This window comes from Shimia thalassica, assembly GCF_001458215.1.
In the GTDB taxonomy this organism is placed as follows: domain Bacteria; phylum Pseudomonadota; class Alphaproteobacteria; order Rhodobacterales; family Rhodobacteraceae; genus Shimia; species Shimia thalassica.
This window is the reverse complement of record NZ_CYTW01000001.1, coordinates 1102740-1125643: the sequence shown is the minus strand read 5'-3', so window position 1 is coordinate 1125643 and position 22904 is coordinate 1102740. Positions and strand designations below refer to the sequence as shown.

General features: G+C 54.9%; 25 protein-coding genes. 10 read left to right on the top strand and 15 right to left on the bottom strand.

Annotated elements, in window-relative coordinates; all coding sequences use genetic code 11:
• Window positions 1–2 precede the first annotated feature (2 nt).
• The 9 genes from PH7735_RS05190 to PH7735_RS05150 all read right to left on the bottom strand — a co-directional run bounded on the left by PH7735_RS05190 (window position 3) and on the right by PH7735_RS05150 (window position 7974).
• Window positions 3–1079: a c-type cytochrome gene (locus tag PH7735_RS05190; protein WP_058310223.1), complete on the bottom strand. Its 1077-nt coding sequence runs from the start codon at window positions 1077–1079 to the stop codon at window positions 3–5.
• Window positions 1063–2340, bottom strand: coding sequence for a sulfite dehydrogenase (soxC, locus tag PH7735_RS05185; RefSeq protein ID WP_370737384.1), 1278 nt, complete (start codon window positions 2338–2340; stop codon window positions 1063–1065). Before soxC ends, PH7735_RS05190 begins: the two co-directional genes overlap by 17 nt.
• Window positions 2341–2420: 80 nt before the next feature.
• Window positions 2421–4118 (bottom strand): thiosulfohydrolase SoxB, encoded by a 1698-nt coding sequence (gene soxB / locus PH7735_RS05180; RefSeq protein WP_058310222.1) that lies wholly within the window; start codon window positions 4116–4118, stop codon window positions 2421–2423.
• A 112-nt stretch (window positions 4119–4230) separates the two neighbouring features.
• On the bottom strand, window positions 4231–5085 hold the full coding sequence (gene soxA / locus PH7735_RS05175) for a sulfur oxidation c-type cytochrome SoxA (RefSeq protein WP_058310221.1): 855 nt from the start codon (window positions 5083–5085) through the stop codon (window positions 4231–4233).
• Between the two features lie 74 nt (window positions 5086–5159).
• On the bottom strand, window positions 5160–5489 hold the full coding sequence (gene soxZ / locus PH7735_RS05170; RefSeq protein WP_058310220.1) for a thiosulfate oxidation carrier complex protein SoxZ: 330 nt from the start codon (window positions 5487–5489) through the stop codon (window positions 5160–5162).
• Window positions 5490–5507: 18 nt separating this feature from the next.
• Entirely contained in the window at window positions 5508–5924 is a 417-nt protein-coding gene (gene soxY / locus PH7735_RS05165) for a thiosulfate oxidation carrier protein SoxY (RefSeq protein WP_058310219.1), read from the bottom strand.
• A gap of 37 nt (window positions 5925–5961) precedes the next feature.
• Complete coding sequence (soxX, locus tag PH7735_RS05160; RefSeq protein WP_058310218.1) at window positions 5962–6435, bottom strand: sulfur oxidation c-type cytochrome SoxX; 474 nt, start codon at window positions 6433–6435, stop codon at window positions 5962–5964.
• 193 nt (window positions 6436–6628) lie between these two features.
• Entirely contained in the window at window positions 6629–7207 is a 579-nt protein-coding gene (locus PH7735_RS05155) for a thioredoxin family protein (RefSeq protein ID WP_058310217.1), read from the bottom strand.
• A gap of 29 nt (window positions 7208–7236) precedes the next feature.
• Entirely contained in the window at window positions 7237–7974 is a 738-nt protein-coding gene (locus tag PH7735_RS05150) for a cytochrome c biogenesis CcdA family protein (protein WP_058310216.1), read from the bottom strand.
• Window positions 7975–8045: 71 nt separating this feature from the next.
• On the opposite strand from PH7735_RS05150, the gene PH7735_RS05145 reads away from it, so the two are divergent.
• From PH7735_RS05145 to PH7735_RS05130, 4 genes are all read left to right on the top strand, one after another.
• Complete coding sequence (locus PH7735_RS05145; RefSeq protein ID WP_058310215.1) at window positions 8046–8414, top strand: thioredoxin family protein; 369 nt, start codon at window positions 8046–8048, stop codon at window positions 8412–8414.
• Window positions 8415–8604: 190 nt separating this feature from the next.
• Complete coding sequence (locus PH7735_RS05140) at window positions 8605–8946, top strand: ArsR/SmtB family transcription factor (protein WP_058310214.1); 342 nt, start codon at window positions 8605–8607, stop codon at window positions 8944–8946.
• A gap of 66 nt (window positions 8947–9012) precedes the next feature.
• Window positions 9013–10092 (top strand): YeeE/YedE family protein, encoded by a 1080-nt coding sequence (locus tag PH7735_RS05135; RefSeq protein WP_145865263.1) that lies wholly within the window; start codon window positions 9013–9015, stop codon window positions 10090–10092.
• 47 nt (window positions 10093–10139) lie between these two features.
• Window positions 10140–10796, top strand: coding sequence for a DNA-3-methyladenine glycosylase I (locus tag PH7735_RS05130; protein WP_058310213.1), 657 nt, complete (start codon window positions 10140–10142; stop codon window positions 10794–10796).
• A 3-nt stretch (window positions 10797–10799) separates the two neighbouring features.
• On the opposite strand, the gene PH7735_RS05125 is transcribed toward PH7735_RS05130, so the two are convergent.
• Both PH7735_RS05125 and PH7735_RS05120 read right to left on the bottom strand, forming a co-directional pair.
• Window positions 10800–11198, bottom strand: a complete 399-nt coding sequence (locus PH7735_RS05125; protein WP_058310212.1) for a c-type cytochrome — start codon at window positions 11196–11198, stop codon at window positions 10800–10802.
• A gap of 19 nt (window positions 11199–11217) precedes the next feature.
• Window positions 11218–11589, bottom strand: a complete 372-nt coding sequence (locus PH7735_RS05120; protein ID WP_158503184.1) for a c-type cytochrome — start codon at window positions 11587–11589, stop codon at window positions 11218–11220.
• Window positions 11590–11720: 131 nt separating this feature from the next.
• Between PH7735_RS05120 and PH7735_RS05115 the strand changes: the two genes are divergently transcribed.
• Window positions 11721–12131: a PaaI family thioesterase gene (locus PH7735_RS05115; RefSeq protein ID WP_199534970.1), complete on the top strand. Its 411-nt coding sequence runs from the start codon at window positions 11721–11723 to the stop codon at window positions 12129–12131.
• 10 nt (window positions 12132–12141) lie between these two features.
• Complete coding sequence (locus PH7735_RS05110) at window positions 12142–12588, top strand: DMT family transporter (protein ID WP_058310210.1); 447 nt, start codon at window positions 12142–12144, stop codon at window positions 12586–12588.
• Between the two features lie 114 nt (window positions 12589–12702).
• On the opposite strand, the gene PH7735_RS05105 is transcribed toward PH7735_RS05110, so the two are convergent.
• Both PH7735_RS05105 and PH7735_RS05100 read right to left on the bottom strand, forming a co-directional pair.
• The gene (locus tag PH7735_RS05105) at window positions 12703–13389 is read right to left on the bottom strand and encodes an ABC transporter ATP-binding protein (protein ID WP_058310209.1); all 687 of its coding nucleotides are present in this window, start codon (window positions 13387–13389) and stop codon (window positions 12703–12705) included.
• On the bottom strand, window positions 13382–14668 hold the full coding sequence (locus tag PH7735_RS05100; protein ID WP_058310208.1) for a lipoprotein-releasing ABC transporter permease subunit: 1287 nt from the start codon (window positions 14666–14668) through the stop codon (window positions 13382–13384). Before PH7735_RS05100 ends, PH7735_RS05105 begins: the two co-directional genes overlap by 8 nt.
• A gap of 167 nt (window positions 14669–14835) precedes the next feature.
• On the opposite strand from PH7735_RS05100, the gene PH7735_RS05095 reads away from it, so the two are divergent.
• Window positions 14836–16656 (top strand): fasciclin domain-containing protein, encoded by a 1821-nt coding sequence (locus PH7735_RS05095; protein ID WP_058310207.1) that lies wholly within the window; start codon window positions 14836–14838, stop codon window positions 16654–16656.
• Window positions 16657–16732: 76 nt separating this feature from the next.
• Here PH7735_RS05095 and proS read toward each other — a convergent pair whose 3' ends face one another.
• A complete protein-coding gene (gene proS / locus PH7735_RS05090) occupies window positions 16733–18085 on the bottom strand; it encodes a proline--tRNA ligase (RefSeq protein ID WP_058310206.1) in 1353 nt (450 codons plus the stop codon).
• 100 nt (window positions 18086–18185) lie between these two features.
• The gene (locus tag PH7735_RS05085; protein ID WP_058310205.1) at window positions 18186–18719 is read right to left on the bottom strand and encodes a cysteine dioxygenase family protein; all 534 of its coding nucleotides are present in this window, start codon (window positions 18717–18719) and stop codon (window positions 18186–18188) included.
• A 144-nt stretch (window positions 18720–18863) separates the two neighbouring features.
• Between PH7735_RS05085 and PH7735_RS05080 the strand changes: the two genes are divergently transcribed.
• The 3 genes from PH7735_RS05080 to PH7735_RS05070 all read left to right on the top strand — a co-directional run bounded on the left by PH7735_RS05080 (window position 18864) and on the right by PH7735_RS05070 (window position 22861).
• Window positions 18864–19928, top strand: coding sequence for an AI-2E family transporter (locus tag PH7735_RS05080; protein WP_058310204.1), 1065 nt, complete (start codon window positions 18864–18866; stop codon window positions 19926–19928).
• A gap of 7 nt (window positions 19929–19935) precedes the next feature.
• Window positions 19936–20607 carry a P-loop NTPase family protein gene (locus tag PH7735_RS05075; protein ID WP_058310203.1) on the top strand — a complete coding sequence of 224 codons (672 nt, stop codon included), beginning with the start codon at window positions 19936–19938 and terminating at the stop codon, window positions 20605–20607.
• 79 nt (window positions 20608–20686) lie between these two features.
• Window positions 20687–22861: an RNA degradosome polyphosphate kinase gene (locus PH7735_RS05070; RefSeq protein WP_058310202.1), complete on the top strand. Its 2175-nt coding sequence runs from the start codon at window positions 20687–20689 to the stop codon at window positions 22859–22861.
• Window positions 22862–22904: the final 43 nt, after the last annotated feature.

The following is a 22904-nucleotide window of genomic DNA, read 5'->3' as shown; positions in this document are numbered from 1 at the left end:
ACTTATTCCTGAAACGTCTTCAGGTATTCAGTGACGGCAGCAATGTCCTTTTCCTTTTTCAGACCGGCAAAGGACATTTTGGTGCCTTTCAAATATTTCTTGGGCTTGGTCAGGAACGCCGCCATTTCTTCTGGCGTCCAAGTTTTGCCCTCTTCCCCAAGCGCTTTCATGGGCTTGGAATATTTGAACCCGTCGACCGAAGCGATGTTGCGGTTGATAATGCCATTCAATACCGGACCAGTTTTGTTTTTGGCCTTCTCGCCCACCTGGTGACAGGCTTTGCACTTTTTAAAGACCTTTTCACCCTTTTTGGCAAGATCCGCATCAATTGCTGCAACAGCGACAGGCTCTTCCACGACCGGAGCAGCTTCCTCAGCAGGAGCAGCAGCTTCTGCAACCACAGCAGCCTCTGCGGCTGCTGGAGCAGCGGCTTCTTCTGCCCCTTCTTCGTCAGGTGTCACATCAAGAACCGCCGCACGCATTGTGATTTCAACGGTGTCTTTACAATCCGCCATGCAAGGCTCGGCTTTCCAGAAATGCGCCTCGGATGTTTCACGATCATCAAGGATAAACCCGCCTGCATTCGGCATTTCCACATCAAGGAAGGTTTCATTCGACAGAACAAAATCATCTTCGATCAAGTCATTGGAATACAGGATGTAAGCCACAATTGCGTAGACTTCATCCGGTGTTAGCGACTGGGCATTCCCGAAGGGCATCGAGCGGTTTACATAGTCCCAAGTGGTCGACAAATAGGGCCAATAAGACCCAACCGTCTTCAACGGATCGTCATGATCCAACGTGTCTGCACCGCCAGCCAGTTTGGGCCAGTTGTCCACACCTTCGGCAAAGTCGCCGTGGCAAATGGCACAGGCTTCGGCGAACACTTCTTCACCGACCAGCGCATCACCCGATCCAACGGGAAGACCGGTTCCGTCAGGGGCAACATCCAGATCCCATGCTGCGACCTCTTCAGGCAGCGCCGTACGGCCAAGGCCCATTTTTTCGGCCAGCGCAGGTGCGGCGATCAGTGAAGACGCCAGAGCGGTTCCCGCAATAAGCTTAAGAAACTTCGACATTTTCCGCCTCCCCGTTTGCTTTGACCCACCAGGTCTGGATGCAGTTGTTGTGATAGATCGAGTTCAAACCACGGACTTCGCGCAGTTCGGATTTGGAGGGCTGGACATAGCCGCTCGAGTCTTTGGCACGCGCCTGCAGGAACATCTCTTCGCCCTGCCAGTTGTAGTCCAGATAGAAGCGGGTCAGCGCCTTGTCTGTGCCCGGTGCGCCAAGACGCGCAGGCATCCAGTTTTTGCCGCCATCAACCGACACATCCACGCCGGTGATTGCGCCACGCCCCGACCATGCCAGACCGGTAATGACCAAGGGGCCTTTGCCGTGTTTGATGGGCGATTGCGGGCTGGGCGACGTGACAACCGATTTGGCGTCCATGACCCATGTCCATTTGCGGCTGGTGCCGTCTTCAAGCGTATCTGTGTACTTCGACGTTTCTTCTCGGCTTTCAATGGCTTGGTCCGTCACTTCGATGCGACGCAGCCATTTGATCCACATGTTGCCTTCCCACCCCGGAACGACAAGACGGACGGGGTATCCGTGCTCTTTGCGCAGGGCTTCACCGTTGGCCTTGAACGCAACCAGAACGTCATCCAGTGCTTTTTCCATCGGGATTGAACGGCCGTTCGATGACGCATCGGCGCCTTCGACATAGACCCATTTGTCCTTGAGATCACCGGCGGCACCAAGACCTGCTTCTTCCAACAGGGAACGCAGCGAAATACCCGAGTATTCCATGTTGTGGATCATGCCATGGGTGAACTGTGCACCGTTCAGCTGAGCGCCCGCCCATTCCATACCGGTGTTGGCCGCACATTCACAGAAATAGACACGGTTTTCGCGTGGAAACCGCTCGAGATCTTCGTAAGTGAAAACCAGCGGCTGATCGACCAGACCGTTGATCATCAGACGATAGTCTTCTTTTTTCAACTCGATCGCACCCGAGTGGTGACGTTCGAACGCACAGCCCTGTGGCGTGATGGTCCCGTCCAGCGCATGGATCGGTGTAAAGTTGATCGACGAAATTGTGTCCGCCGTCAGCCATTCCACGTTGCGACGCACCACGTCCGATTCATACTCGATCGGCAGACCGTAAGGGGTCGCGTCGACCCCTTCGCCCGTTGCAGAGGCCCATTCCTGAACCTCGGTAATCAGCGGATCTCCCGCTGCTTTTGCGACGCTAGCACTGGCAAGCGTTCCTCCGGCGGCAGCAGCGCCCTTCAGGAACGCGCGGCGCGAGGGTTTGCCTTTGAAGCTCATTGTCATCTGGCTATGCCTCCTCTTAATTTCTCTGTTCGGCTGGCGCAATTGCCAGCCGGTATTTTGTTAAATTACAAAGCGTTAGTTTAAACGCCGTCGACTTTTACGTTATCGTGAGGTTCAACATGCACAGTGCCTTTCCGACGGATATAGCTTTCGACTACATCCCAGATTTGTGGACCTTCTGTGCCTTCGTTGACCGATGCCCAGCCTGCAACCTGATAGGTTTTTGACGGGTCGATCTGTTCGCCCGTTTTCAGCAATGTCATATCGCTGATGCGTTCACCCTGTGGTTTGGACACATCAATGCGGTAACCCATACCACCGATGCGCACCATGTCGCCGCCCTGCTGATAATAGGGATCGACATTGAACAGGTTGTCCGCAACGTCTTCCAGAATGACATGGATGAATTCACCCGTCATTTCGGTCCGATACGCTTCGCCATAGCTCATAGACGTTGCATTCCAGATGTCTTCACGTGTGATGTCCTGACCCGGCAAGATCGAGGGGCCCCAACGCACGCCAGGTGACATAGAAATATCCGCTTCACGCTCTTCAATCAGCGCCTGACAGATCAGGTCGTCCCACGTGCCGTTAAAGTTGCCGCGGCGATACAACAGACTGTCTGTCTGTCCGATGACTTCTGTCAATTCGTTGATGTAAGGCGCGCGCTGCTCGTCGATCAGCTTGGTGATGGTCGCGTCCGGCGTGATGACATCTGCGAAAATCGGGATCAGTTTGTGACGGAAGCCCATCATGCGGCCATCGCGAATGTCGAGATCAACACGGCTGACAAATTTTCCGTTCGACCCCGAAGCAACAACAATTGTTTCACCAACCAGAACCGGCTCTGGCAAAGCATCGTGCGTGTGGCCTGACAGGATGACATCAATGCCTTTGACGCGGCCTGCCATTTTCTTGTCGACGTCGAAACCGTTGTGAGACAACAGAACAACGCATTCTGCGCCCATGCCGCGCACTTCATCGACCATAGCCTGCATGTTTTCGTCACGGATACCGAACGAATACTCGGGGAACATCCAGCGCGGGTTGGCGATTGGCATGTATGGGAAGGCCTGACCGATCACAGCGATTTTGACGCCGCCCCGCTCAAAAAACTTATACGGCTTAAACAGTTCGGCAGGTTCGTCCCACTCGGCGTCAAAAATGTTCTGACCCAGTGCGGCAAAAGGCAACCCTTCGACGATTTCATTGACCCGCTCGCTGCCCAGCGTAAATTCCCAGTGGAAAGTCATCGCATCGGGTTTCAGGGCGTTCATCACGTTGACCATGTCCTGGCCTTCGGTGTGATAACATGTGTACGACCCGTGCCATGTATCCCCGCCATCCAGCAACAGGGCATCCGGACGGTCGGCGCGGATCGCATTGATCACTGTCGAAACGCGGTCCATACCGCCGACCTTGCCATAGGTCTGCGCTAGTGAGGTGAAGTCATTGTAAGTCAACGCATAATGGCTGGGTGACCCGTCTGCGATACCGTACATTTTGCGAAAGTCCGCACCGGTTACATGTGGTACCTGACCATAGGCTTCGCCGACGCCAAGGTTGATCTCTGGCTCGCGGAAATAGATCGGCTTGAGCTGTGCGTGAATGTCCGTGACGTGGATCAGCGAGACATTTCCGAAGGTATCAAATTGCAGCAAGTCGTCCTGTGTCAATGACTGCTGTGCAGCCAGACGGGCCCAATTGCCGAAACCCGAAGCGCCCACCATGGCGGATGCCGCCATAGAGACCTGGAGGAAATCGCGACGAGAGATCATAGACGAAGCGCCTTTCTAAAGATGTTTCTCACAAATGCATTATATTCGCATGTGTGAATTTGTAGAATGTAACAAAGGCCCACCCCGGTGCTCCGAGGCAGGCCTTGTTGGTTTAGTTGCGGACCGAAGGTGCTTCGACCGACAGACCATTGCCGCGTGAGGCGACATACAGTTCGAGCGCAATAAACTCGTCCGAACCGGGCTTGTAGGTTTCGGCACGGGTATCCCGTACGCAGCCTTTGAAACGCCCATGGGCCGTTGTCAGTTTGGCATTTTTCAAACGGTAAACAGGGAAACCGTTGGTTTGACCTTGGCTAAGGTGGTCAGAACGGATGTGGTTGCCATAGTTTTCTTCGTGACAGGACGCGCAGCTCAGATCAAGCTGACCAGTCCGGGTGTAGTAGAGCTCTTTGCCCAACTCCCAAGTGGCTTCTGCTGGCCCGTCAATCGCAACGTTCATCGGCATGCCGCGCGACTGAACCGAGATCAGAGCTTCCATGCGCGCCATTTTTGCGCCGGATTTTTTCCAAGCCTCAGCCCCCATACCATCGGTGAGACAGTCGTTGATCTGCATCTCCATGGTATAAACGGTTTCTTTGCTGTCATTCCATTTTGGATAGACAGCGCGTACGCCCGTCATGCTTTCTTCGACGTCACCGTGACACGACGCGCAGGACTTGCCTTTTTCGCCGTTAACCGTGTTCCAGTCGTCCATTGCCTGTTCAACAAAAATCATACCCGGATTGTCAAAATCATCCGCTTGCATGATCTGTGTTTCATCCGACCGCATGTGCCATCCCGAAATGACTTCGTCGAGGGTATCGGCCAAGTGCGCCGGTGCGGCCGCCTTGGTGATCATCTCGATCTCGCCATTGACGACCAGAGTATCGTCATCCGCATCGGCAAATGCCAGAGCGGGCATCGAAACCGCCAGAGCGGCAATTGCAGTCATTGCCTTGAATTTCATCGCATTTCCTCCCTTGGAACCGCCCTGCCCCATTGGTGGGGCAAGGCGAGTGTGCCTTGGTCATTCGACCTTCATTAGCCGATCGCGACTTTTTTGGCCGTATCGTAGACCGAGCCATCATCGTCATACCAAGTGAACTTGAATTCACCTGCTTCAGGAACGGTTGCTTCAAACTCGAAATACGGGTTTGTCGAAATCGCCGCTTCCAGTTTCACATCAACAACGGACTTGCCGTTAAATTCGCATGTAAAGCGGTTGATGATCGAACGCGGGATAACGTTGCCTTGTTTGTCCTTGCGCTGACCTGACTCCATTTTGTGTGAAATCAGTGTTTTGATGACGATCGCCTCGCCAGCAGCAGCTGTTTTGGGGACTTTGACGCGGGGTTTTACACCAGATGCCATGTTATCGTTCTCCTCTGATTAGCCGCCACATCCGCCGATGGTCACTTTGACCGTCGACGATGCTTTTGCGAAAGAGCCATCAGCCATTTGGGCGATAGCGACAACGTCTTGCGTGCCGGCCAGACGAATACGGGTCGACGCAGACTGGCTTGCGGCCAGTTCACCGAAGTTGAACTGTGCTACGCCAGGTGTCGGGTTGCCGGCTGCCAGCAGCAGGATCGATACTGCGCCCGGCGCAGAAACGCCCACAGGAACGGTGTTGCCGTTCTCGGCGATTTCCGGTGCGGTCAGCTCGATGCCACCTTCGGCGACGTCTGCACCACCGGTAAATGCTGCAATTGCCTCGTCGGCCGCAGCGAGCACACGGAAGGGAAGTACGGTCATCACCGCTGCCCCTGCACCGAGTGCCAGAGTTTCACGTCTCGTGAAGTCCATCTCTGTTCTCCTTGGGTATTGTCCTAAATCGCGCCTGTTACTCTTTCAGAGTAGCCAGAAATGCGATCACATCTTCGATTTGCTGTGCGCTCAGCAGGGGATCAAGCGGTCCCTCTGCGGCTTTGCCCGTATAGCCGTTGCCGGGGCGGGTGAACCCGTCCACAACATAGTATGCCGGCATCACGGTGCCCTCATAGGTGAGCTTTGAATTGGTCAGAATGCCACGCAGTTCGGCTTCGGTCCAACGGTCAGCGACGCCATCAAGGGACGGACCCACGGTACCGTGAAACGGTGCGTGGCTCAGCGCCGATATCTGATGACAAGCAACGCAGTTGCCAAGCGATTTGGTCGTCATGACCTTGGAGCCATTTTCTACGTTTCCAGCCATTCCGGACAGCGAAGCTTCTACAGCTCCATCTTCGGTATAAGCTACATCCGCAGGCGCTACGGGCCCTGCCATTGCGGCGCCAGCGGTGAGCGTAACCGCCAGTGTCAGTATCGAAAGCTTCATGTTTCCTCCCTTAGGCTACCATCTTTTTTAGGTAAGCTCGGTATACCGTAGGCTACCGCTGGGTAAGAACGCAACATCAAATTCACTTTCATGAATGATTGAGTATGTTTTGCCGCAGAAGAAAAGGCTTTTCACTTATTTTCCAAGTGAAAAGCCACACGCAATAATTGTTCAAAGGGGTCGAAGGAAGCCTTTAGTCGGTCTTTCCATCGTTACGCTCTCGAATCATACGACCATGGTAGCGTTGAAAGTCTTCTTCGGACTGATCCAGATACCGCTCCTCCGAAACCCATGTCATAATGTCGTAAGTTGTACCAGACATAAACGCCCCCGGCATCACCGCGACGGCCTGTCGGGTGGCGGGTTTTTCAAAGTCGATTTCCGGCGGCATGAAGATCATGGTCGGGGTGAACATGACGCCCCATTTGCGGGCCGCTTCGCGCTCTTCCAGCGTCTCTCCATCCGTGTCGACCATCTCGTTTGCGCCATGCAAATCGAGCTGGACCGGATAGTAGGTCTCCGTCAGGTGTTTTTGAACGCGCGGGTCCATAAACGCGCGTTCGTGCATGTCCTTGCAATAGATGCATCCACGCTGCTCGACGATGATCAGCAGACGTTTGCCCTCTGATTTGGCTTCTTCGTAGTCTTCCTGAAGATCCTTGAACGTGTCTCGAAACCATTCGGTCTTGTGCAGCCCGTCATCCCCAAGCTCGGCCGCCCAAACGGGGACTGCTATAAACACTGCGCAGAGCGCTGTAATCATTTTCTTCATAAGTTCGTCCTCCCTCTCAAAGTATTCGTCTATCCCAAGCCGCTCATGCCCGGCACGTAGCGCAGCATCAGGTCCGCAATTCGGTTCACGCTGTTTGTCGCAATCAAAAGAGCAAAGATGAGCAACATCGCCCCCATGATCTTTTCGACATGGGACATGTATTTACGGTTCCGCTGCATCCAGCGCAGGAACGGTTTTGCGAACAAAGCTGCCAAAACAAACGGCGCGGTCATGCCCAAACCATAGACCAACAACAACAACGCCCCGCGCCAGATGTCGCCCATCCCACTTGCCACCATCAGGATAGAGGCCAAGGCGGGGCCGACGCAAGGTGTCCATCCGAACCCGAAAGCCAGCCCCATGACATAAGCCCCGATGATCGTTGTCGGCTCGGCCGTGCTCTCCAGTTTTGCTTCACGGTACAAAAGCGGAATTTTCAAAACCCCGAGGAAATGCAATCCAAACAACGCCAAAAGAGCAGCCGCCACATAAGACAACGGGTCGCGCCATTGCGCGAACGCTTGTCCAAGGGCCGTGGCGCCCATCCCCAAAAGGACAAAAATCGTGGTCACGCCCAATGCAAAAAACACCGAGGAATACACCAGCCTGCGCTGTGCCCCCGGCGCGATATCACCTTCGCCCTGCAATTCGGACATGGAAATTCCCGCCATATAGCATAGGTAAAAGGGCACCATAGGAAGGACACAGGGTGTCAAAAAAGAAAGCAGCCCGGCCAGCGCAGCGCCAGCAAAAGAAATCTCAAGCATCAGTGGCTTCCTTGATTTATGCACATATTCATATTACGTTGTTTGTAATACTGTCATCATTCAGGTGCTTCATGCAAGTTCGCTCTTTTCTTTCTGCAATCGCACTCGCTTCTGCGACCGCCCTGCCCGTTTGGGCGGTTGAGCTGGTCATGGTCGAACAAACCGGGTGCTATACCTGCAAGCAGTGGAACGAAGAGATTGCACCGGTGTATCCAAACACCGAAGCGGGCCAGTTCGCACCCTTGCGGCGAGAAGAACTGCGTCATCCCCCTGAAGATCTGACTTATGCGCGGCGTGTAAACTATACGCCGACATTTATCCTGATTGACGAAGGCAAGGAAATTGCCCGCCTCGAAGGATATCCCGGCGAAGATTTCTTCTGGTGGCACCTCGAAACATTGCTTGCTGAAAAAGCAGGCTTTGAAGGTGCAACAAGGTAACGCTTCGTCCTTTTGAAGCCTGAACAGGTTTCAATACGGCAGGGTTTGGTGTATCCGGCCCCGAACCTGTCAATATCGACGTATGTGCCGGGACAGGGAACGCGGTTCCGCTTGGTCCTTTCGCCAGCGCGATCCGTGGGCAACGCCTTAACGTGAACAAAAGGCGAGAAGACTAACGAGGGGAAAGACCATGGCGCTTCCGGTATTCTCGGATGACATAAGTGATGAAGAAATGGACCGCATGGTGGTGAACGCCACAAATGCTTCCAATTTCCTGAAAGCAATCAGCCATGAAGGTCGATTGATGATCCTTTGCCACCTTGTCAGTGGCGAAAAATCCGTGACGGAACTCGAAGATTTGCTGTCAGCGCGCCAAGCCGCTGTTTCTCAACAGCTTTCCCGATTGCGTCTTGAAGGGCTTGTTGTACCGCGACGTGATGGCAAGACCATTTATTACCGATTGGCGGATCACCGTCCGCGGCGTATACTGGAAGTGGTCTACGACCTCTTCTGCAATGATACAGACGCATAACTTCGCTTCCTGACTCTCAGAACGTCGTGACCAGCACCGGTTGAGCATTGAGGGAGGCTCCGGTCCATGCTGGCATTGCTAGAAACACTTTTGGACTCTTTAGGCGACAGCAATCTGGTCGCCCTTTTCGGTTTGCTGGGGGGAATCATCCTTGGTCTGGCAGCAAGGGTGGGACGATTCTGTACCTTGGGAGCCATCGAAGATCTTTTGTATGGCGGCAGCGATTTGCGCATGCGCATGTGGATTTTGGCAATTGGCGCCTCCATCGTCGGAAGTTTTGCGCTGATTGGCGGCGGCGCGCTCGAGGCAGAGACCTCTTTCTATTTCTCGATCCGGTGGATGCCCGTCGCATCAATCCTTGGCGGATTGATGTTTGGCTATGGCATGGCCCTTTCGGGAAACTGTGGATATGGCGCGATTGCGCGTCTTGGTGGCGGTGATCTGCGCAGTTTTGTGATCGTTCTCGTTATGGGCGTGTCCGCATATGTGGTCCTCGCTGGGCCCCTCGCCCCCTTTCGCAACTGGATATTCCCCCAGATTGACGTCACCAGCCCCGTCCCCCCCGGGATTGCCCACTATATTGGCAACTGGACAGGCATGTCCGTCGCGCCAATCGGCATCACAATCGGTGTCTTGATGATGATCGGCGCGCTTTGGTCGTCGGAATTGCGACAAGACAAAGGCGCTTTGTTCTGGTCCCTCATGGTTGCCGTGGCCGTGATTTCCGGCTGGGCAGGAAGCCAATGGGTTGCCACAAACGGATTTGACGGGTTGCAGGTGGTTTCCCACAGCTTCTCTGCACCGGTTGGCGAAACCATTCTGTTTGCCATGAACGGATCTGTACGGCCGCTGTCCTTTGCGGTCGGGTCGGTTGCGGGCGTCTGGTTGGGGGCATTTGCCGGATCAATGTTCAAGGGCCATTTCCGCTGGGAAGCCTGCGAAGATCCGCGCGAATTGCGACGCCAGATTGTGGGCGCCATCATCATGGGCGCGGGTGCCATCCTTGCGATTGGCTGCACCGTTGGCCAGGGGATCACGGCGTTTTCCTTGCTGGCCATTTCCGCCCCTGTGACCTTTCTTTCCATATTTGCAGGCGCGGCACTGGGTCTGCGTCAATTGATCGAAGGCTTTCAACCCGCAGAGTGAACGATCACCGCACACCGCTTTCAGCCTGAACATTCAAAGGGTAACCCATGCGCTCTTTTCAAGACCTCTATGATATCGCTGCCGACCGCAAAGGCGACCCTGAAGCGCTCGAGGCGATGATCCCGAAGCCGGATCCGAATGTGTCTCAATTGCCCGAAGACCGTTGGCTTTCCCTTTTTACCAAAGGCGTCTTTCAAGCCGGATTCAGCTGGAAAGTCATCGAGGCCAAATGGGAGGGCTTTGAAGAGGCCTTTCACGGCTTTGATGTCGACCGCTGCGCCTTTCTTCATGACGAAGACATGGACCGGCTTATGTCGAATGCCGCAATTGTACGAAACGGCCCCAAAATCCGGACAGTGATCGAAAACGCCCACTTTCTTCAAGGCTTGCGTGCGGACGGCGGCGCGGGAAAGGTCATCGGAGGCTGGCCGTCCGAGGATTTCATCGGGTTGCTCGAGATGCTCAAGAAAAACGGATCGCGGTTGGGCGGAATGACCGGCCAATATGCCATGCGCTTTGCGGGACGCGATGCCTTTATCCTGAGCAGGGATGTTTCGGCGCGGCTAATCGCGGAAGGTGTCATTGATAAACCGGCCACATCCAAAACAGCCATGAAGGCGATTCAGAGCGCCTTCAACACATGGATGCAGCAATCGGGGCGCGGCCTGACCGAAGTGAGCCGCGTGCTCGCTTTCACAGTTTAAGCGTCACTTTTGAACCGATTCAAGATAGGCCATCAAATCGGCCACTGGCCGGCTTAACTTGAGCTTTTCCCCAGAGCCCGTTTTGTAGCGGACATTCGGCCCTTCGAAAAAGTGGCCATAAACAGGCATCGGGCTGCCATGCGCGACAAGTGGATCACGGCCATCAATCCGCTTTGACACGCGTTCCGCCGGAAAAACGCCGCTGTTCTGCGTTGTCAGATCGTTCAAGGATGAAGGTTTGATGATCATGACACCCGACATCGGCCCGTTACCATCCAGATCAATGCCATGGCATGTTGCACAATGCTCTTGATAAAGATCACGCCCATGCGTTGCGTCGGCTGCATGGGCCATTGTTGCCATGCCCGCCGCGATACCCATTCCGATGGATACCCATTTCATGTCGGTCTCCTTCCGATCATCAGTTTTCCACTTGAAGCGACTCGAGATAGTCCACCAGTATTTCAAGCTGCTGGTCCGCCAGAACGCCGGTTCCCGCAACGTCGGCAAACTCGGGCATGGCCCCGCTAAAGTGATCCTCGCGCCCCTTCCCCTGAATGGCCTCGGTCACACGCAGGCGGGGAAACTCCCCTCCGTTTTGCGCGGCAAGAACAGTCAGGTCAGGGGGCAACATCAACAGCATGTCTGCAAAATCGCCGTCCCCTTTTCCGGTCGCTCCATGACACGACGCGCAGTGATGATCGTAGACAGACCGGCCCGTAAAACTCATTTGCGTACATGCCACCAACAGGCATGCCACAGCTACAATCGCAGTTCCCCAGATCAGACGCATATTTCCCCCTCGCTCCTGATACCAACGACCATGCCAAAAATCTCGGAGTATCTCTTTGACCTCGGTCATATTGTGATGACTTTCCCGCAGCGGCACGGCATTGTCGAAATGGATCGTTGAGGGAGGATCACATGAGCCTGACACCACAGGATGCTCAGCAGTTTCTGAAAGACCTTTTTGCCCCTTGGGTTCAGTCTCTGGATCTGACGGTCGAGGCAATTTCACCCTCGGGCGCCACGCTGACCATGCCAATCACCCCTGATCTTGCCCGCGTTGGTGGTATCGTCTCGGGACAGGCACTGGCAGCGCTTGCCGACACAAGTATGGTTTTCGCAACATTCGGCCAAATGCAAGAGGCACGGCCCGTGGCGACCACAAATCTGGACACGCAATTCCTGCGCCCAGGCCTTGGGGACAGCATCAGATGCGAGGCGGAAATCGTGCGTGCCGGAAAATCCCTGATCTTTTGCAAAGCAACGCTCACCGCGCTGCCGTCGGAAAAAGTCACCGCGACGGCCACCGCAACGTTTTTCATACCCTAAGGATTTGTTCATGAGCCCCACGACCACCTATGCAACCATCATGTTGGCTGCAGGCATCGGCATTCCTGTGCTTGCTGCCCTGAATGCCGCGCTGGGACAACGTCTTGGCGCCCCGATCGCTGCGGGAACCATTCTGTTTTGTGTGGCCCTCGGCACAACCGTCATCGCGTTGTTTGTAACAGGCGGCGTCGGGCATTTGTCCAAGGCTGCGGACGCACCAAAGCACTTGTTCCTCGCGGGATTCCTTGTGGCGTTCTATGTCCTGTCGATCACTTTCGTGGCGCCAAAGTTCGGCGTGGGCAACGCGGTGTTTTTTGTGCTGCTGGGACAATTGATTTCTGCCGCAGCCATTGATCATTTCGGGCTTTTCGGTGCCCAGATATCCCCATTGTCCCTGACACGCGCGGGTGGAATAGGTCTTATGGCTGCAGGCGTATGGTTGACGCAGCAGGCCTAGTGGGAAATCCACGAAATGTTTTCATACGGCAAGTTGCGTCAGAGATTTGGAGATGCCGGGCGGATTTAGGTTCGCTTTTGACAACTAAAAATCAGAAAGCTCGTTGATACCGCGTCAACTCACGTCGGTCAGAAGCCCATTTTCCATGCGCAGCACACGATCCATTCGCGAGGCCAGCTCGAGGTTATGGGTGGCGACCAATGCGGCAAGCCCCGTCCCTCTGACAAGGTCCATCAAGGCGCCAAAAACCTGATCCGATGTGGCCGGATCAAGGTTTCCCGTGGGCTCGTCGGCCAAAAGAACGCGCGGACTGTTGGCCAAGGCCCGACAGAAGGCCACACGTTGCTGTTCTCCGCCTGACAAGGCGGCCGGACGGTGCTTTGCACGCTCTGCGACACCGACACGGGTCATCAACTCGAGGGCATGATGCCTTGCGTCGGACTTGGACACGCCATTGGCCAGTTGTGGCAGGACGATGTTCTCAAGCGCATCAAACTCGGGCAGCAAGTGATGGAATTGATAGACAAAACCGATATCCTGACGGCGCGCAATTGTGCGGCGCCGGTCCGATTTGGTGTCCATGCGTTCACCGCCGATTTCAACCAATCCTGTGTCTGGCGCATCCAGAAGTCCGGCGATGTGCAAAAGCGTCGACTTTCCTGCGCCCGAAGGGGCCACCAAAGCGACGACCTCTCCCGCTCGCAGGGTCAGGTCCGCCCCGCGCAAGACGTTAACTTCTCCCGCTAACCCCTTGTTATATAATTTTTCAATCCCGCTCAGGCGCAACACGACATCATTCATAACGCAAAGCCTCGACCGGATTCATACGGGCCGCACGGCGGGCCGGAAAAATTGTCACGACAAAGGACAATCCAAGAGACAGGACCACCGCACTCAGCACATCTGCCGGCTCAAGCTTGGCTGGCAAATGATAGATACCCCGAATGGAGGGATCCCAAACTCCGCCGCCCATCGCCATATTCACAAACGAAAAAATCGGATCAATATAGATCGCAAACAAACACCCCAGCGTGACGCCCAAGACAGTGCCAATCAAACCCGTAAAGGCACCGCAAATAAAGAAGACCCGCAACACGGTGCCCTCGGTCAGCCCCATCGTGCGCAAAATACCGATATCACGGCCCTTGTTTTTGACCAGCATGATCAAACCCGACACAATGTTCATCGCGGCGATCAGAACCAATATGGACATGATGATGAACATCACGTTGTCCTCGACCTCAAGCGCCCGCAAAAATCCGCCCGAGGCATCTCTCCATGTCCAGACCAATGTCCGCTCGCCTGCGGCACGGATCAAATCAAGCACGATGTCTTCTACCGCTTCGGGCTCTTCCACCATCACCTCAATTTCATCGGCGACACCGTCACGATCGAAAAAGTTCTGCGCCTCTTTGAAGGGCAGATAGACCCGCGTGTTGTCGATGTCATAGCGACCCGCAGAAAAGATGTAGACCACCTCGTACGCGCTCACTCGGGGGGAAGTCCCGAACGCCGTGCGCACCCCGTTGGGAGAGATAATCTTGATTTTGTCTCCGACCGTCGCCCCCAAAGACTGTGCCACCCCCGATCCAATGGCGATGCCTTCGTTGAAACGCTCGATGTCCCCTCGCCCGCTCTGCGGATCGGCAATGCGCGGAAGCTCTTTCAGGTTTTCTGCCTTCATGCCAAAAACCTGCACCCCTGCATTGCGGCTGCGCAGGTTGGACATCACCTGCCCTTTGATCAACGGCGCGGCACGTGTCACGCTTGGGACCGACCGCAAAGCAGCGGCCATCGCATCATAATCCTGGATAGTGCGATCTAGGCGACCATCACTGTCGACGACACCGGATTGATAAACGGTGACGTGGGCGTTTGCTCCGAGAATGGTATCGACAAATTCCGCGCGAAACCCGGATCGCACCGCGAGGGTCGCAATCAACGCAAAAACGGCGAGCGTGATGCCGATCAAGCTGATCCACGTCATAACGCTGACGCCGCCTTCTGCCCGACGCGCACGCAGATATCGCCACGCAATCATCCATTCAAAAGGGGCAAAGGGGGGAGGTGTGCCTGACATGCCTGCTCCGGCTTGTTGCTTTGGCCAAACCTATTGGGCGGGCTTGAAAGCGTCAAGCGGGCTTCCGGTATGAGGTCACAACAGGTTCACAGCAAGTTGAAATTGTCGTGATGAACCAATTTCCGCTCTGGAGCGTAACCACCGTGTTCAATTGGAGGAGTACCCCTATGCAAACCATCACCGACATCGCCGTGGGCGATAGCAATTTCTCAATACTGGTCTCAGCCCTGCAATATGTCGATACGCAGCTTCCGGGCTCCAACCTTGTTACCACGCTTGCGGACGAGACAGGGTCGTTTACGGTTTTTGCCCCTACAAACGCGGCCTTTGGCCAACTTGCGTCGGGCCTTGGCTTTGAGGGCGATCCGGCAAACGCGGATGCAGTCACAGGCTTCATCGTGGGCGCCCTACCCGCCGAAACAATTCGTGACGTTTTGCTTTATCACGTCGCTGCCGGGTCTCTTGATGCCGCCGCCATCGCCTCGGCTGGAACAGTTAACCCGCTTGGGGGGGGAAGCATCGCATTTGACAACCCAACCTTGGTAGATGCTGAACCCGATCTGATCGATCCTTCACTGATCGCGACCGATATCTCCGCAGATAATGGCACAATCCATGTTATTGACCGTGTTCTGCTTCCAAGCGACCTAGCTGGCAATGATGCCCCTTCAATTGTCGAGATCGTTGCTGCCTCAGGTGAAGCCGGCAGCTTCGATGACAATGGTGGCGATTTCGACATCCTGCACGCAGCTGTAGATGCAGCAGGTCTTGGAACAGCATTGGCAGATACAAACGCCGATTTGACCGTATTTGCACCCAATGATGATGCTTTCCTGTCACTGGCCCAGACACTTGGCAACGAAGCAATGGACGAGGCTGGCGCAACAGACGTGATACTGCGCGCCCTGTCCCTGTTCAGTGGCGGAAGTGACCCGCTTCCCCTGCTTTCGCAAGTCCTGCTGTATCACGTTGCAGGAGAGTCATTGCAGGCGAGCCAGGTCCTGTCCTCGGATATGATTACAACCTTGCAATCCGGCATATTGTCGGTGGATGGCGCATCTCTCGGAGATGCCGATCCAGATCTCCAAGATCCAAACATCATCGCCACCGATATTCAGGCAAATAATGGCGTTGTCCATGTAATTGACGGTGTTCTTATCCCGGCTGATCTTCTGGGGTCCGACGGATCAAACGATGTGGACCTGGTCTTCGGCGGAGACGAAGACAATGCGCTGAACCTTGGCGAAGATAATGATCTGGCCGATCTGGGCAATGGCAACAACACGCTGCTTGCCGGAGCAGGCAACGATGTCGGTGTGACTGGCGATGGTGACGACCTGCTACTGGGTCGCGAGGGCATGGACACGTTACGCTCAGGCGATGGCTCGGACACAATCGCAGGCGGTGACGAAGACGATATGATCTATGCCGGTGCAACAGATGCAGACGTGAGGGATGTCATCTATGCTGGTTCGGGCAATGACTTTGTTGACGCAGGTGCAGGTAATGATCTTGTCTACGGAGAAGCAGGGCATGACACCCTTAACGGCGGCGCAGGGTCAGACCAATTGGTCGGCCAAGCAGGAAATGACTTCCTTAGCGGTGGCGCTTTGTCGGATGCGATCTTTGGTGGCGCAGGTGAAGACTTTATCCATGGTGCTTGGGGCTATGACCGCCTGAATGGCGGCGACGGTGCAGACCGGTTTTACCATACGGCCCATGCGGATCACGCAACCGACTGGATTCAGGATTTCTCCCACGCCGAAGGGGACTATCTGCAGTTCCAGTTGTCAGGCGTGACGGCGGACGATTTCGTACTTCACTTCAATGATGCGGTATCGATGTCGGGCCAAACTGCCGGGGATGATACTGTCCAAGAAGCCTTTGTGGATTACAACGGCCACATCCTCTTTGCTCTGGTGGACGGCGCGGGCAATGACTCGATCATGGTACGCACCATGGACGGAATGTTTGACCTGATGGCCTGATTGTAAGGGCCCCTAAAAAAGGAAAAGGAGCAGCGTTTCCACTGCTCCTTTTGAAATCAACGAAGCGTAGTCGGTATTACAGACCACGCACCATATGGCCTTCGTAAATCCCTGCGATCTTGGCAACGGCCAGTTCCGGCGTCATTTCTTCGCTTTCGCCGGTCCGACGCGAGGTGACTTCGACAACGCCATTTTTCAGACCACGTGGCCCGACGGTGATGCGCCAAGGCAGACCAATCAGGTCCATCGTCGCGAACTTACCGCCTGCGCGTTCTTTGCGATCATCATAAAGCGGCTCAAGGCCCAGCGCAGACAGCGATTTATACAAAGCTTCACAAGCCGCATCCGCCTCTTCATCACCTTGCTTGAGGTTGACAATACCGCAGTGGAACGGGGTGACGCCTTCGGGCCAGATAATGCCCTTGTCATCATGACTGGCTTCGATAATCGCGCCCAAAAGACGTGACACGCCAATACCATGCGAGCCCATATGGACCGGCACAGGTTTGCCATCGGGCCCCTGCACTGTTGCGCCCAGAGGTTCAGAATACTTGGTGCCGAAATAGAAGATCTGGCCAACTTCGATCCCGCGCGCGGTACGGCGACGTTCATCGGGAACGTCGTTAAACAACGCTTCGTCATGGGTTTCGTCAGTGCGCGCGTATTTTGAAGTAAACTCTTCAAGGATCGCTTTGCATTGGTCATGGCTGTCATAGTCGATTTCGCGATCGCCGAAGGTCAGATCGGTCACGGCGCTATCATAGAACACTTCGGACTCGCCGGTATCGGCCAACACGAGGAATTCGTGCGTGTCATCACCGCCAATCGGGCCGGAATCCGCGCGCATCGGGATCGCCTGAAGGCCCATACGTTCGTATGTGCGCAAATAGCTGACCAGATGGCGGTTATAGGCGTGCAGCGCGTCTTCTTTGGTCAGGTCAAAGTTATAGCCGTCTTTCATATAGAATTCGCGGCCCCGCATCACCCCGAACCGAGGGCGGATTTCGTCGCGGAATTTCCACTGGATCTGATAAAGCGTCAGCGGAAGGTCTTTGTAAGACGATACATGGCTACGGAAAATGTCCGTAACCATTTCTTCGGCGGTAGGTGTGAACAACAGGTCACGCCCATGGCGGTCCTGCATCCGCAGCATCTCGGCGCCATAGTCATCATAGCGACCGGATTCGCGCCACAGGTCTGCGCCCTGCATGATGGGCATCTGGATTGGCACGTGACCGGCACGCGCCTGTTCTTCGTGCACGATGTTTTCGATTTTGCGCAGCACTTTGAAACCCAGCGGCAGCCAGGAATAGATTCCGGCGGATTGCTGTTTGATCATACCAGCACGCAGCATATAGCGGTGGCTCACGATCTGCGCCTCGGCAGGCGTTTCTTTCAGAACGGGCAGGAAATAACGGGACAGGCGCATATTGGCTCTCTTTGGCGAAAATTGTCTTGGTTTGCCTTCCGTTTATGGCTTTGTGCCGCCCCAGACAAGGGCGCACGTCGTTTTAGCCAAAGTTAACGAATTAGGGGGCGGGCCGCATCAAGGCGTTGTAATTGTCATCATCGAAAGGCAGCCTTTGACCCGTTTCAGGATCGAACAAACTGCGTTCGACCTGTGTCAGCTCACCAAGATAGACATGTATCCCGTTGCAGGGCGTTGCACTGATGCACGACACGGAGTGAACGGCGCTGGGGCCAATCGACAGAACATCCCCTGCACCAAGCACAACTTCCGAGCTTTTGCGCAGCGTTCCGCCCGGGTCTTTTTCAAAGAAGTCATTCCGTTCTTGGCCGCGAAAGACACCGATCACCGCAGACATTTGATGGTCGTGCGGCGGTACGGACATGCCGGGGTGGAAATGACAATACCAGATCGAGACGGTTTCATCTTCGAACAACACGACATCATCCCCGAAATCAGGAATGCTGGCGGCCAGTAAATCGCTGTCGGACATCGCGACTTCTATCAGACGGCGCACGGCTTTTGTCCGCTCGGGTGTCTTTGCGGCGTCGCGCAGATCGTCAACAAAGGCATCAAGATCAAATTGTTCGTTCATTTCCAGTCTTCCCGTGCAATCCGGCTGAAATCATAACAAACAGAAGATCACGCATCCAATAGGCTGTCCATTCCCCTTGCAAGCGCGCGCGCCATAGGCAAAGACTTGGGCGATCATTTTCAGGAACGAAACAGGACATTCGACATGACCATTAACAACCAGATGAAATACTGGGGAATTTTCGCATTGGTCTTCGTTTTGTCCCTGTGGTTTCTGGGCGATATCATGCTGCCTTATGTTTTAGGGGGCGCAATCGCCTATTTTCTGGACCCTGTTGCCGACCGTCTAGAGGCGCTTGGCCTGTCGCGTGTTGTGTCAACCGTGATCATCACCCTCGTCGGGGTGTTGATTTTCCTCGTCGGGGTTCTGGCCGTTTTACCGGTTCTTGTGGAACAGACGATTGCATTGTTTGAAACCATGCCCGAACTGGTGCGCGACCTGCGCCTGTTTATCTCTCAGCGTTTCCCCGAACTGCTGAACGAAAACTCGGTCATGCACCAAACTCTGTCTTCCATTGGCGACGTCATCAAGGAAAAGGGCGGTGCGGTCTTGCAAGGTGTGCTCAGCTCGGCCGCGTCGGTGGTGAATCTGGTTATGCTGATGGTAGTTGTTCCGGTCGTGACGTTTTATTTGCTGCTGGACTGGGACAAGATGGTGGCGCGGGTGGATGACCTCTTGCCGCGTGAACATATCACCGTGATCCGGTCGCTTGCCTCACAGATCGACAACACGCTTGCGTCCTTTGTGCGCGGAATGGGGTCTGTCTGCCTGATCCTCGGGACGTATTACGCAATTGCCCTGATGCTGGTCGGCCTGAATTTTGGTCTTGCGGTGGGCTTCTTTGCCGGTGCGATCACCTTTATTCCTTATATCGGTTCGCTTTTGGGCGGGACGTTGGCCATTGGTTTGGGTCTTTTCCAATTCTGGGGCGACTGGTTCTCTCTTGGTCTTGTCGGCGCAATTTTCGTGGCTGGCCAGATTGTCGAAGGCAACTTCCTGACACCGAAACTGGTTGGTAAATCCGTGGGCCTTCATCCTGTTTGGCTTTTGTTTGCGCTTTCGGTTTTCGGGGCACTGTTCGGATTTGTTGGCATGTTGGTCGCCGTTCCGATTGCCGCGGTGATCGGGGTACTTGCACGTTTCTTCATCGGGCAATACACCAACTCTTACCTCTACACTGGTAAAGCTATCGAAGCGCAAGAAGACTGACGCATCCATGCCCGAACAATTGAGCCTGACCCTGCCTGTGCGTCCTGCGTTGGGGCGTGACGACTTTTTTGTCAGCCCTGCGAATGTGATGGCGCTTGGCCTGATTGATATGTGGCCGAACTGGCCCGGCAGCAAGCTGTTGCTTGTTGGCCCCAAGGGGTCGGGCAAAACCCATCTGACACATGTGTGGGCAACCCAGAGCAACGCGGTGATCCTGAACGCGCGGGACCTGTCGGAAGACCGTATTCCTGACCTTGCCAAAGGTCCTGTTGCAGTGGAAAACGTGCCAGACATCGCCGGCGATGTCGCGGCGCAAAAGGCCCTGTTCCATCTGCACAACCTGACCTTGGCAGAAGGCAACACGCTGCTTTTGACGGGCGCAGGCGAGCCGAACCACTGGCAGTTGGAACTGCCTGATCTGCTGAGCAGAATGCAGGGCACAACGGTTGCGGCATTGGAGCAACCAGACGACATCCTTTTGAGCGTCATCATGGCCAAACAATTTGCCGACCGTCAGCTTACACCGCACCCAGATACGATCCCTTATCTTGTGAAAAACATGGATCGGTCTTTTGAAGGGGCGCGTCGTCTTGTGGAAGCTCTGGATCGCCTGTCGCTGGCGGAACAAAGACCCATAACACGGGCATTGGCCAAACGGGTTCTGGACGCGACCGTTTGACGGGTGCCGTTCTGGACTTCCGTCCAAAACAGGCGGATACTGTCATTCTTCTGTTACTACAGGCTGGCATGTGCATTTAATGACTTACGCAGACTTTCTCAAATCCGATTTCCCGGCCGCTGTTGAACTCGATACTGTTGATCTGACAGGTCCGGGCCGTTTCTTTAACCGCGAACTCAGCTGGCTGGGTTTCAACTGGCGTGTTCTGGAAGAAACCGAGAACCCCCGTGTTCCGCTGCTTGAACGTCTGCGGTTCCTGTCCATCTCGGCGACAAACCTTGATGAGTTTTATACCGTTCGGGTTGCCGGTCTGCGCGAACTGGTCCGTGAGGGGATCACATCCCCCGCCCAAGACGGGCTGACACCTGCCGAACAACTTGTCCTTATCAACGAAGACGCTCGCTCTCTTCTGCAAAAGCAACAGCAAATGTTTGGTGCTTTGCGCGCGGAAATGGAAAAAGCCAGCATTGTAATCCTTGACCACAAATCGCTTACCGATGCGGACAAGGAATTCCTGTCAGAAGTCTTCCTCAACAAGGTTTTTCCGGTTCTTTCCCCGTTGGCGATTGATCCGGCGCACCCTTTCCCGTTCATTCCGAACCTTGGGTATTCGCTCGCGCTTGAGTTGGAACGCAACAAAACCAAATCAACACTGAAGGCGTTGCTGCCAATCCCGCATCAGATTGACCGGTTCACCTTCCTGCCTTCGGAAAGCGGCACGATCCGCGTGTTGCCTTTGGAAGAACTGCTTTTGTTGCATCTCGACAGCCTGTTCCCGGGGTACAAGGCCAAAGGGCATTGTTCCTTCCGTGTGTTGCGCGACAGCGATCTCGAAGTGGAAGACGAAGCCGAAGATCTGGTTCGGGAATTCGAAGTTGCCCTCAAACGCCGGCGACGCGGTGAAGTTGTGCGCATGAAAATCTCGGCTGGTGCCCCAAAGGCGCTCAAGAAGCTGATCGTTGAAGAACTTCACGTAGCAGACGACGAAATCGTGGAAATTGAGGGCATGATCGGTCTCGCCGATCTGAGCGAACTGGTTCTGGATGAGCGACCCGATTTGCTTTGGCCGTCTTTTACCCCGCGTATTCCCGAACGGGTACAGGATTTTGACGGGGACATGTTCGCGGCCATTCGCCAGAAAGACATGTTGCTGCACCATCCTTATGAAACTTTCGACATGGTGGTTCGCTTCCTGCATCAGGCTGCTCGGGACCCAAATGTCGTGGCCATCAAGCAGACCCTCTACCGGACGTCGAAAAACTCTCCGATTGTCGACGCGCTTTGCGAGGCGGCTGAAGACGGGAAATCCGTTACCGCACTGGTTGAACTGAAGGCCCGTTTTGACGAAGCCGCCAACATCCAGCAATCGCGTCGTCTAGAGCGTTCGGGCGCTCATGTCGTGTACGGGTTTACCGATTGGAAAACCCACGCCAAGATTTCTACTGTTGTGCGCCGCGAAGGTGACCAGCTTGTGACCTATACCCACTATGGCACAGGCAACTATCACCCGATCACGGCAAAGATTTATACCGATCTGAGCTTTTTCACCTGTGACACCAATCTTGGACGCGACGCCACCAAGGTGTTCAATTACCTGTCCGGATATGTCGAACCTGAAAAACTGGATAACCTCGCGATCTCTCCGCATTCGCTCAAGGCGCGTCTGATCGAGATGATCGACAAAGAAATCGCCTTTGCCAAAGAGGGCAAGCCCGCGGAAATATGGGCCAAGATGAATTCTCTGGTCGAACCCGAGGTCATCGATGCCCTTTATGCGGCCAGCCAGGCTGGCGTGAAGATCAGCCTCGTGGTGCGGGGCATCTGCGGATTGCGGCCGGGGATCAAGGGTTTCTCCGAGAATATTCGTGTCAAATCGATTGTAGGCCGCTTCCTCGAGCACTCGCGAATTGTCTGCTTTGGCAACGGAGAGGGGCTGCCCTCGAAAAAGGCCAAAGTCTATATTTCTTCTGCGGACTGGATGGGGCGCAACCTCAATCGCCGTGTTGAAACTCTGGTCGAAATCAAAAACCCGACCGTCAAAGCCCAGATCGTCAGTCAGGTCATGGCCGCGAATCTTGCCGATGTGGCACAAAGTTGGGTGATGAACGCAGATGGCAGCTTTGACCGGTCGCAGATTCCCGAAGGAGAATTTGCGTTCAATTGCCACAGGTTCTTTATGGAGAACCCTTCCCTGTCTGGCCGTGGATCGGCGGGCGCGTCGGATGTGCCGAAACTGACCCATACCGAAGATTGACCCGGACTGCGCTCTGTCGCACATTGGGACAAGATCAGCTTGG